Source organism: Caballeronia sp. SEWSISQ10-4 2 (assembly GCF_030464885.1).
In the GTDB taxonomy this organism is placed as follows: Bacteria; Pseudomonadota; Gammaproteobacteria; order Burkholderiales; family Burkholderiaceae; genus Caballeronia.
In genome coordinates, this window is the sequence record NZ_JALPRJ010000203.1 from 1 (window position 1) to 1,281 (window position 1,281).

Sequence of the window (1,281 nt, forward strand, 5' to 3'; positions counted from 1 at the left end):
GACATACGGAAAACAGATCACCAAGGGCTTGACTTTCAATGCCCCATAGAAGTACGACTGTGTTAACAAATGTTCGTTTCGTCGACCGCAGCATGGACACCTTTCGAAGCGAGCCAGCAAGGCTGCGGCGAGTTCCAATCGCAGCGTGGCGATGGAATCTGCTACGTGACGTTGCTTACGCAGGGGCGCCCCGGGGCCGGAAGCCTTTGGGTAAGGCAGGCATTTCGCGGGGTAGCCGATGGGCTGGAGTTTTTTTTGCGCCGTCAGGCGCTCAGCAACGAGAAAGCCGTAAGCCGCTATGCACAGCGTCGCGTGGTGATGGAAACCGCGCCAACTGCGTCCCTCGAAATGCCCCAGGCCGAGTTCCTGCTTGAGCTCCTGGTAGTCGCGCTCGATGCGCCAGCGCAGCTTGGCGAGTCGCACGAGTTCCTTGATCGGCGTGTCAGCGGGCAACGTACTCAGGAAATACTTGCTCGCGGCTCGGCTCGGCTCGGCTCGGCTCGGCTCGGCTCGGCTCGGCTCGGCTCGGCTCGGCTCAGCTCAGCTCAGCTCAGCTCAGCTCAGCTCAGCTCAGCTCAGCTCGGCTCGGCTCGACTCGACTTCGGCCTTGGGCCACTCGATGAGCAACCATTGCTCATCGGAGACCTCTCTTGCCTGCGCTTCGCGCGAGACGCAACGCACCCGTGTTGCCGCAAAGCGCGACGACAAAGCGCGGTTGGTCCCTTCACGCCAGGTGAGGGTGCGAAAGCGTCGAGATGGCAATTGCATGGCCAGCTCTTTCGCCTGCAGCGGCGCCTGGCCTTCTGACTGCAGGCTGACTGTGCCGGTCACCCCGACCATGTAGGTAAAACCCATCGCCGTGAGTTGCTCGCGAAACAGCGTGTTCACCCCATAGCCTGCATCGGCCACCACCAACTCGGGCATCGCTTCACGCTCGCTCATGCTTTCCAGCAGTTGCAGGGCGATCGCCGGCTTGGTGGCGAACTCGATCGCCTCGGGCACTTTGCACTGATCGCGTCGCACCGGGTCGTCCGCCCAGCTCTGCGGCAAATACAGTTGGTAGCATACCGGCAGACTGAATTGCTCGTTGGCCAACGAGATGCCGAGCGCAACCTGGCAGTTGTCCTGCTTCCCCAATTGCCCGCAGTATTGCCGGGCCACGCCCACCGAATGCTTTCCCTTCTTCGGGAACCCGCTGTCGTCGATCAGCAGCGCCTCTGGTTTGCCGGGGTTCGGTTTTCTGTCTACGGGTGGATCGCCTGGACGAGCGCGAGAGCACGC

At 61.9% G+C, this 1,281-nt stretch carries 2 protein-coding genes; both read right to left on the reverse strand.

The window, feature by feature from the left end:
• Positions 1-453 (reverse strand): transposase (locus M0D69_RS43600; RefSeq protein WP_301787976.1); only part of this gene is annotated, 453 nt, incomplete at its 3' end.
• Positions 454-570: 117 nt separating this feature from the next.
• The coding region (locus M0D69_RS43605) for an IS701 family transposase (protein ID WP_301787977.1) at positions 571-1,281 on the reverse strand (711 nt) is incomplete at its 5' end.